We start from the raw sequence: 8,879 nt of genomic DNA on the forward strand, positions 1-8,879 counted from the left end.
TCGCGGGCGACGCAATGGTGGCCGGGTCCGCGCCGTTGTTGCCGGCCGAGATTCGCCGAGGCCTGGAACAAGCTCGGCATCGTACGGGAGAAGGCCGGCCGGAGGGACGACGCCCGGCAAGCGTACGAGAAGGCCGTCGAGGCGGCCCCCGGGTACGCGGACGCCCTGTTCAACCACGCAAAGATCAGCTTGCTCCTCGGCGACCGATCCACCGCGGGCCGCGAGGTGCGGGCACTGATCGCGAAGCACCCGGACTACAGGTCCGCCCTCTTCCTCCTGGCGCACGTCCTCCTCGCCGAGGGCGACAAGCCGGGCGCTCGCGAGGCCCTCGAACGGTTCCTCGGGCAGGCAGGGCCAGCGGACCCCCGGACGCTCGAGTCCGCCAGGGAGACGCTGAAGGAGCTCGGGGGCTGAGCGCTTCACGGCCGAGAGCACGGAGATCCGCGCATGGAAACCGACCGGCCCCTCGAGATCGTGGTCTTCGGCGCCGGCGCCATCGGGACGTACGTGGGGGGCAGCCTCGCCCTCAGGGGGCATCGCGCGGTCTTCGTCGAGCGCCCCGAGATCGCGCAGGCGATCGAGAGGACCGGCCTGAGGATCGGGACGGCCGAAGGGGAGAGCCTGTCGCTCGCCCCTTCCGCGTTCCGCGTCGTGACGTCTCCCGGCGAGGCTCTCGCGCTGGCGCCGTTCGACGTCGCCCTCGTCGCGCTGAAGTCGTTCGACGTCCCGGATCTCATCGCCACGCTCGCCGCCGCGCGCGTTCCTGACCTCGATCTTCCGTTCCTCTGTCTCTCGAACGGCGTCGACAACGAGCCGGCCCTGGCCCGCGCCTTTGGTCGGGACCGTGTGATCGCGGCGACCGTGACGACCGCCGTGGGCCGCCGCGCTCCCGGCAACGTCGTGGTCGAGAGGCTGCGCGGAGCGGGGATCGCCTTGGGGCATCCCATCTCGGAGAGGCTCGCGCGCGCCATGAGCGGGGCGGGGCTCAGGACGCGGCTGTACCGGCGGCCGGCCGACATGAAGTGGTCGAAGCTGCTCACCAACCTGCTGGGGAACGCCACCTCGGCGATCCTGGACATGAAGCCGGCGGAGGTGTTCGCCCATCCGGGCCTGTATCGCCTCGAGGTCGAGCAGATCCGGGAAGCGCTACGGGTCATGAGAGCGTCGGGGATCGGGGTCGTGAACCTCCCACGCACCCCGGTGCGACTGCTCGCCCTGGGATCGGGCCTGCCCCCCGCGCTCTCCCGCCCCGTGCTGGCCCGCGCCGTGAGCGGCGGGCGCGGCGGCAAGATGCCGTCGTTCCACATCGACCTCCGTTCGGGCCGCGGCCGGTCCGAGGTGGACCATCTCCACGGCGCCGTCGTGCGCCACGGAGAGAGAGCGGGCGTTCCCGCGCCGGTCAACCGGCTCCTCACCGAGACCCTCTCGGCCCTGTCGGCGCGCGAGATCCCTCTCGACACCTACTCGCGGAATCCGGAGAAGCTGATCGCGGCCTCGAGGGCGCGTCGAGCCGGCTAGGAGCGACGGGTTGCCGGCGTGCCGGTCGCGGTCGATAGTGAGTTGACCATGCTCGTTCCAGTCGTTGCGCGCGCCGTATCGATCGCCGCGATGTCCCGTGGCGACCTCGGGGCGCGCTTCGCGTCGGAGGGCACGAGAGAATGAACCCGGAAAGTCCCGCAACGTCGCCCGGGAGGGATCCCGGCTCGAAGCGCCGGTGGTGGCTCTGGGCGTCGGCGCTGGTGATGGTCGCCGTGGCCGCCGCACTGTCCCGTAGCTACTTCGGGCAGCCGAGCGGGACCCGGACCGACCGGGCCGCCACGCCGCGCGCGGTTCCGGTGGTGGGTCTCGCGGCGCGCTCCGGCGACCTCGGGGTCTACCTGACCGGCCTGGGAACGGTGACCCCGGTCAAGACCGTCACGGTCCGCAGCCGCGTCGACGGCGAGCTGGTCTCCGTCGCGTTCCGGGAAGGGCAGCGCGTCCGAGAGGGCGACGTCCTGGCGCAGATCGACCCGCGACCTTTCGAGGTCCAGCTGCACCAGGCCGAGGCGCAGAGCGCGATAAACGAGGCGGCCCTCCGCAATGCCCGGGTGGACCTCGCGCGGTACAAGGTCCTGATGGGCCAGGACTCGGTGCCGCGTCAACAGCTCGACGCCCAGGCCGCGACGGTCGACCAGTTCGAGGCCGCGGTCAGGAGCGATGAGGCGCAGATCGAGAGCGCCAAGCTGAACCTGACGTACAGCCGCATCACGTCGCCGCTACCGGGTGTCGCCGGCCTCCGCCTGGTGGACGCCGGGAACATCGTGCACGCCGGCGATCCCGGCGGGATCGTCGTGATCACGCAGCAGCAGCCGATCACCGTGGTCTTCACCCTCCCCGCGGATTCGCTCCCCCAGGTGCTCGAGCGGATGAAGGCGGGCCGGGCGCTCACGGTCGAGGCGTACGACCGCGACCTCAAGACCCGGCTCGCCTCGGGCTCCGTGCTCGCGATCGACAACCAGATCGACCCGGCGACCGGAACGGTGCGCATCAAGGCGCTGTTTCCCAACGATGACGACGCGCTGTACCCGAACCAGTTCGTCAACGCGCGCCTGCTCGTCGACCTGCTCCACGACGCGGTCCTCGTTCCCACCGCGGCCCTCGAGCGCAGCCCCAAGTCCACCTACGTGTACGTGGTGAAGCCCGACTCCACCGTGGAGATGCGCGACGTGGAGGTCCAGGTCACCGACGGGGACGACACGGCGATCCGCCGCGGACTCGCCGCGGGGGAGATCGTGGTGGTCGACGGGCTGGACAAGATCCAGCCCGGCACGACGGTCGCCTTGGCGAAGGAACGCGGCAGCCGCAAGGCCGGGTCATGAACCCTTCCCGCCCGTTCATCCTGCGCCCGGTCGCGACGTCCCTCCTGATGGTGGGGCTCCTGATCGCGGGAGCGATCGGGTACCGTGAGCTCCCGGTCTCGGCGCTCCCGCAGGTGGAGTACCCGACCATCCAGATCGTGACCTTCTATCCCGGGGCGAGCCCGGACGTGATGGCCTCGGCGGTCACGGCCCCTCTCGAGCGCCAGTTCGGGCAGATGCCCGGGCTCAACCAGATGACGTCGAGCAGCTCGGCGGGGAGCTCGCTCATCACGCTCCAGTTCGTCCTCGAGCTGAACATCGACGTCGCGGAGCAGGAGGTCCAGGCCGCCATCAACGCCGCGGGCACGTACCTCCCCCGAGATCTGCCCAACCCGCCGATCTACAGCAAGATCAACCCCGCCGACGCCCCCATCCTCACCCTCGCCCTGACCTCGGAATCGCTCCCGCTCTCGAAGGTGGAGGACTACGCCGACACCCGCTTCGCCCAGAAGATCTCCCAGCTCCCCGGCGTCGGCCTCGTGAGCATCAGCGGCGGCCAGAAGCCCGCGGTGCGCGTGCGCGTGAATCCCACCGCCCTCGCCTCCTTCGGGCTCACCATGGAGGACGTCAGGGCCGCGATCACCCAGGCCAACGTCAACCAGGCCAAGGGGGCATTCGACGGCGCGCGCCAGTCGTACTCGATCTGGGCGAACGACCAGCTCCTCTCGAGCGAGCAGTACCGGCCGCTGGTCGTCGCGTACCGCGACGGCGCTCCCGTGCGTCTCCAGGATCTCGCGACGGTCGACGACGACGCCGAGAACGTGAAGCAGGCCGCGTGGGCGGGCGGGACGCCGGCGGTCATCGTCAACATCCAGCGCCAGCCCGGCGCCAACATCATCGCGGTGGTCGATCGGATCAAGAGCCTGCTCCCCCAGCTTCGCGCCTCCTTGCCGTCCGCGGTGACGGTGTCGATCCTGACCGACCGCACCACGACGATCCGCGCCTCGGTCAACGACGTCGAGCTCGAGCTGATGCTCACCATCGCGCTCGTCGTGATGGTCATCTTCGTCTTCTTGCGCACCGCCGCCGGTACCGTGATCCCCAGCGTCGCGGTCCCGCTCTCCCTCGTCGGGACCTTCGGCGTGATGGCGCTGCTCGGCTACAGCCTGAACAACCTCACCCTCATGGCCCTGACGATCTCCACCGGCTTTGTCGTCGATGACGCGATCGTGATGATCGAGAACATCAGCCGCTACATCGAGGAGGGAGTCCCTCCCCTGGAGGCGGCGCTCCGAGGGTCGGCGCAGATCGGATTCACCATCCTCTCGCTGACGGTGTCGCTCATCGCCGTTCTGATCCCCCTGCTGTTCATGGGCGACGTCGTCGGCCGGCTGTTCCGGGAGTTCGCCGTCACGCTGTCGGTGACGATCCTGATCTCGGCCGTCGTGTCGCTGACGCTCACGCCGATGATGTGCGCCAGGCTGCTGCGGCACAGGCCGCCGTCGGAGCGGACCCGGATCTACCGCGCGTCGCAACGCGCGTTCGAGGGGGTCATCGCGGCCTACGGCCGGTCGCTCACCTGGGTGCTCGGGCGCCAGAAGGCGACGCTCGTGGTGGCGGTCCTCACGCTGATCGCGACCGTCCTCCTCTACGCCGTCGTCCCCAAGGGGTTCTTCCCGGTGCAGGACACCGGGGTGGTCCTGGGCATCTCGGAGGCGCCGCAGACGGTGTCGTTCCCCGCGATGGCCGAGCGGCAACGGTCGCTGGCTCGGGTGATCCTCGAGGACCCCGCGGTGGAGAGCCTCTCGTCGTTCATCGGCATCGACGGCACCAACACGACGATGAACAGCGGGCGGATCCAGATCAACCTGAAACCCCTCGAGACGCGGAAGGCGGGCGCCGGCGAGATCATAAGGCGCCTTAAGCTGCAGCTCAGGAGGGTCGAGGGGATCACGCTCTTCATGCAGCCCGTGCAGGACCTGACCGTCGAGGACCGGGTCAGCCGGACGCAGTTCCAGTACACCCTCGAGGATCCGGACGCGGCGGAGCTCGCGCTGTGGGCGCCGCGATTCGTCGCGCGCCTCGCGAAGCTCGAGGAGCTCCGCGACGTCGCGAGCGACCAGCAGACCGAGGGACTGGAGGCACGCGTCGTCCTCGACCGCGCCACCGCCTCCCGCTTCGGCATCACCCCCCAAATGCTCGACGACGCGCTGTACGACTCCTTCGGCCAGAGGCAGGTCTCGACGATGTTCACCGAGCTGAACCAGTATCGCGTGGTGCTGGAGTCGCAGCCGGGGTTTGAGAAGCGCCCCGACGACCTGCGGAGCGTCTACCTGCGGTCGGGCGGAGGGAGCGCGGTGCCGCTCGGCGCGTTCACGGAGATCCGGACGGCCAGCGCGCCCCTGGCCGTGAACCACCAGGGGCAGTTCCCCGCGGTCACGCTCTCCTTCAACCTCGCCCCCGGCGCGTCGCTGGGGGACGCGGTGAAGTCCATCGAGCGGGCCCGGGAGGACGTCGGGCTTCCCGCGAGCATCCAGTACGGCTTCCAGGGGACGGCGCAGGCGTTCCGGGCGTCGCTCGTCAACACGCCGTTCCTGATCCTGGCGGCGATCGTCACCGTGTACATCCTGCTGGGAGTGCTCTACGAGAGCTACATCCACCCCGTGACGATCCTCTCGACCCTGCCGTCGGCGGGGGTCGGCGCTCTGCTGTCGCTGATGATCACGAGGAACGACTTCTCGGTCATCGCGCTGATCGGCATCATCCTGCTCATCGGCATCGTCGAGAAGAACGCGATCATGATGATCGACTTCGCCCTGGACGCGCAGAGGAACCAGGGCAAGAGCCCGGCCGACGCGATCTACCAGGCGGCGCTGCTGCGGTTCCGTCCGATCCTGATGACGACCATGGCGGCGCTGTTCGCCGGCATTCCCCTGGCCCTGGGCTCGGGGATCGGGTCGGAGCTGCGCCGGCCGCTGGGCATCGCGATCGTCGGCGGCCTCATCTTCAGCCAGATGCTCACGCTGTTCACGACCCCGGTGATCTACCTGGCGTTCGACCGCGTGTCCCGGCGTCTCGCCCGCCGCGGGGCGGAGGGAGATCGGGAGGCCTCAGGCGCGCTCCGGCCCGCGGAGGGCGCTTGACCTTCTCCTCGATCTCCGCGCCGTTCATCCGGCGGCCGGTCGCGACGACCCTGATGACCGTGGGCATCGCGCTGGCCGGCGCGATCGGCTACCGGTTCCTCCCGGTGGCGCCGCTGCCGCAGGTGGAGTTCCCGACCATCAACGTCTCGGCCGGGCTGCCGGGAGCGAGCCCCCAGACGATGGCCTCGTCCGTCGCGACGCCGCTCGAGCGCCAGTTCGGGCGCATCGCCGGGGTCACCGAGATGACCTCGACGAGCTCCCTCGGCTCGACGAGCATCACCCTGCAGTTCGATCTCGACCGGAACATCGACGCGGCGGCCCGCGACGTCCAGGCGGCGATCAACGCCGCTCGGGGCCAGCTCCCGGCCAACCTGCCGAACAACCCGCGGTACCGGAAGGTGAACCCGGCCGACGCGCCGATCATCCTGCTCTCCCTCACCTCGGACATCGTCGAGCGCCCGCGCATGTACGACATCGCTGCCTCGATCCTGCAGCAGAAGCTCGCCCAGGTGCCGGGGGTCGGCCAGGTCGTCGTGGGCGGCGGGGCGCTCCCGGCGGTCCGAGTGGACCTGAACCCCACCGCGCTCAACGAACGGGGGATCGCGCTCGAGGACGTCCGCGCGGTCCTCGCCGCCGCGAACGCCAACCGGCCCAAGGGGGCGCTGGCCGACGCGGATCGGACCTGGTCGCTGTCGACCAACGACCAGCTGCTCCACGCCGCGGACTACCGGCCGCTGGTCGTGCGATACGCCGGCGGCGCCGCGGTGCGCCTCGCCGACGTCGCGACCGTCAGCGACTCCGTCGAGGACATCCGCACCGCGGGGCTCGCGAACGGCAGGCCGGCGATCATCCTCATCGTCTTCCGCCAGCCCGGCGCGAACATCATCGCGACCGTGGACGGCGTCCGGGCGGTGCTCCCGCAGCTCCAGGCCCTGATCCCGCCCACGGTCAAGCTGTCGGTCCTCATCGACGCCACCCGGACCGTCCGCGCGTCCGTCCGGGACGTGGAGATCACCCTCGGCATCGCGATCACTCTCGTGATCCTGGTGGTGTTCGCGTTTCTCCGCAGCGTGCGTTCGACGTTCATCCCGAGCGTGGCCGTGCCGGTCTCGCTCGTCGGGACGTTCGGCGTCATGTACCTCCTCGGCTACAGCATCGACAACCTGTCGCTCATGGCCCTCACGGTGGCCACCGGATTCGTCGTGGACGACGCCATCGTCGTCATCGAGAACATCACGCGCCACCTCGAGGCGGGGATGCAGCCTCTCGAGGCCGCGCTCCTCGGCGCCAAGGAGATCGGGTTCACGGTGGTGTCGATCAGCCTCTCGCTGGTGGCGGTCTTCATCCCGATCCTTCTCATGGGCGGCATCGTCGGACGCCTCTTCCGCGAGTTCGCGGTGACGCTCTCGGTTGCGATCGGCGTGTCGCTCCTGGTCTCGCTGACCGCGACGCCCATGATGTGCGCCAGGCTCCTGCGCCCGCACGGCCAGGAGAGGCGCGGGCGCCTCTACCGGGCGAGCGAGCGCGGGTTCGACCGGATCCACGGGAGCTACGAGCGGGGGCTCCGCTGGGTCCTGCGGCACCAGGGGCTGACGCTCGCGGTTACCCTCGGGACGATGGTCGCCACCCTCGCGCTCTACGCGAAGATCCCCAAGGGCTTCTTCCCGCAGCAGGACACCGGCCGGCTGAACGGGTCCTTCGTGGCGGACCAGGACGCGTCGTTCCCGTCCACCGAGAAGAAGCTCGCGGAATTCGTGGGGACCGTCATCCAGGACCCTGCGGTCGAGACGGCCACCGGGTTCCTGGGAGGAAGCGTCAACACGGGCCGGATGTTCGTGGGACTGAAGCCCACGGGGGACCGGAAGGCGACCGCCGATCAGGTGATCGCGCGCCTCAGGGGAAAGCTCGCCCACGTCGCGGGCGCGACCCTGTACCTCCAGGCGGTGCAGGACGTCCGGGTCGGAGGGCGATTCGGAGCCGCCCAGTACCAGTACACGCTCCAGGGAGACGATCCGGACGAGCTGTTCCTGTGGGCCCCCCGGGTGTACGAGAGGCTTCTTAAGCTCAAGGAGCTCACCGACGTCAACAGCGACCAGCAGAATCGGGGGCTCGAGGCGGCGCTCACCTTCGATCGCGCCACCGCGTCCCGCCTCGGACTCAACCCCCAGCTGATCGACAACACGCTCTACGACGCGTTCGGTCAGCGCCAGGTGTCCACCATGTACACGCAGTTGAACCAGTACCACGTGATCATGGAGGTCGCGCCCCGGTTCTGGCAGAGCCCCGAGGGGCTCGCCTACCTCCATCTCCCCGCCCGGGACGGAAGCATGGTGCCGCTCGCGGCGTTCACGCGATTCGCCCCCTCGACCGGTCCTCTCGAGGTCAACCACCAGGGTCAGTTCCCCTCCGTTACGATCTCGTTCAACCTCCCGGTCGGCGTCGCCCTGGGGAACGCGGTGGACGCGATCAAGGCGGCGGAGAAGGAGATCCGCCTGCCGGCGACCCTGAGAGGGAAGTTCCAGGGAACCGCCCAGGCGTTCCAGGCCTCCCTGGCGAACGAGCCGGTCCTGATCCTCGCGGCCCTCCTGGCGGTCTACATCGTCCTCGGCGTGCTCTACGAGAGCCTCATCCATCCGGTGACGATCCTCTCGACCCTGCCCTCCGCGGGGGTCGGCGCCCTCCTGGCGCTCCTCGCCTTCCGCACCGAGCTGTCCGTCATCGCCTTGATCGGGATCATCCTCCTGATCGGCATCGTCAAGAAGAACGCGATCTTGATGATCGACTTCGCGATCGAGGCCGAGCGGAGGAAGGGCAAGAGCCCGGAGGAGGCGATCCTCGAAGCGTGCCTCTTGCGATTCCGGCCGATCACGATGACCACGATGGCGGCGCTGCTCGGCGG

5 protein-coding genes are annotated in these 8,879 nt (G+C 69.6%); all 5 read left to right on the forward strand.

The window, feature by feature from the left end; translation table 11 throughout:
• Positions 1 to 414 (forward strand): tetratricopeptide repeat protein (locus tag LAO51_18735; protein MBZ5640778.1); only part of this gene is annotated, 414 nt, incomplete at its 5' end.
• Positions 415 to 447: 33 nt separating this feature from the next.
• Complete coding sequence (locus tag LAO51_18740; GenBank protein ID MBZ5640779.1) at positions 448 to 1,518, forward strand: 2-dehydropantoate 2-reductase; 1,071 nt, start codon at positions 448 to 450, stop codon at positions 1,516 to 1,518.
• 140 nt (positions 1,519 to 1,658) lie between these two features.
• Entirely contained in the window at positions 1,659 to 2,858 is a 1,200-nt protein-coding gene (locus tag LAO51_18745; protein MBZ5640780.1) for an MdtA/MuxA family multidrug efflux RND transporter periplasmic adaptor subunit, read from the forward strand.
• A complete protein-coding gene (locus tag LAO51_18750; protein ID MBZ5640781.1) occupies positions 2,855 to 5,980 on the forward strand; it encodes a multidrug efflux RND transporter permease subunit in 3,126 nt (1,041 codons plus the stop codon). Before LAO51_18745 ends, LAO51_18750 begins: the two co-directional genes overlap by 4 nt.
• A 53-nt stretch (positions 5,981 to 6,033) precedes the next feature.
• The coding region (locus LAO51_18755; protein MBZ5640782.1) for an efflux RND transporter permease subunit at positions 6,034 to 8,879 on the forward strand (2,846 nt) is incomplete at its 3' end.

This window comes from Terriglobia bacterium (genome assembly GCA_020073205.1).
Classification (GTDB): domain Bacteria; phylum Acidobacteriota; class Polarisedimenticolia; order Polarisedimenticolales; family JAIQFR01; genus JAIQFR01.

Coding starts and splice junctions, on each gene's coding strand:
- LAO51_18740 (MBZ5640779.1), top strand. CDS start 448: ATGGAAACCGACCGGCCCCTCGAGATCGTGGTCTTCGGCGCCGGCGCC.
- LAO51_18745 (MBZ5640780.1), top strand. CDS start 1,659: ATGAACCCGGAAAGTCCCGCAACGTCGCCCGGGAGGGATCCCGGCTCG.
- LAO51_18750 (MBZ5640781.1), top strand. CDS start 2,855: ATGAACCCTTCCCGCCCGTTCATCCTGCGCCCGGTCGCGACGTCCCTC.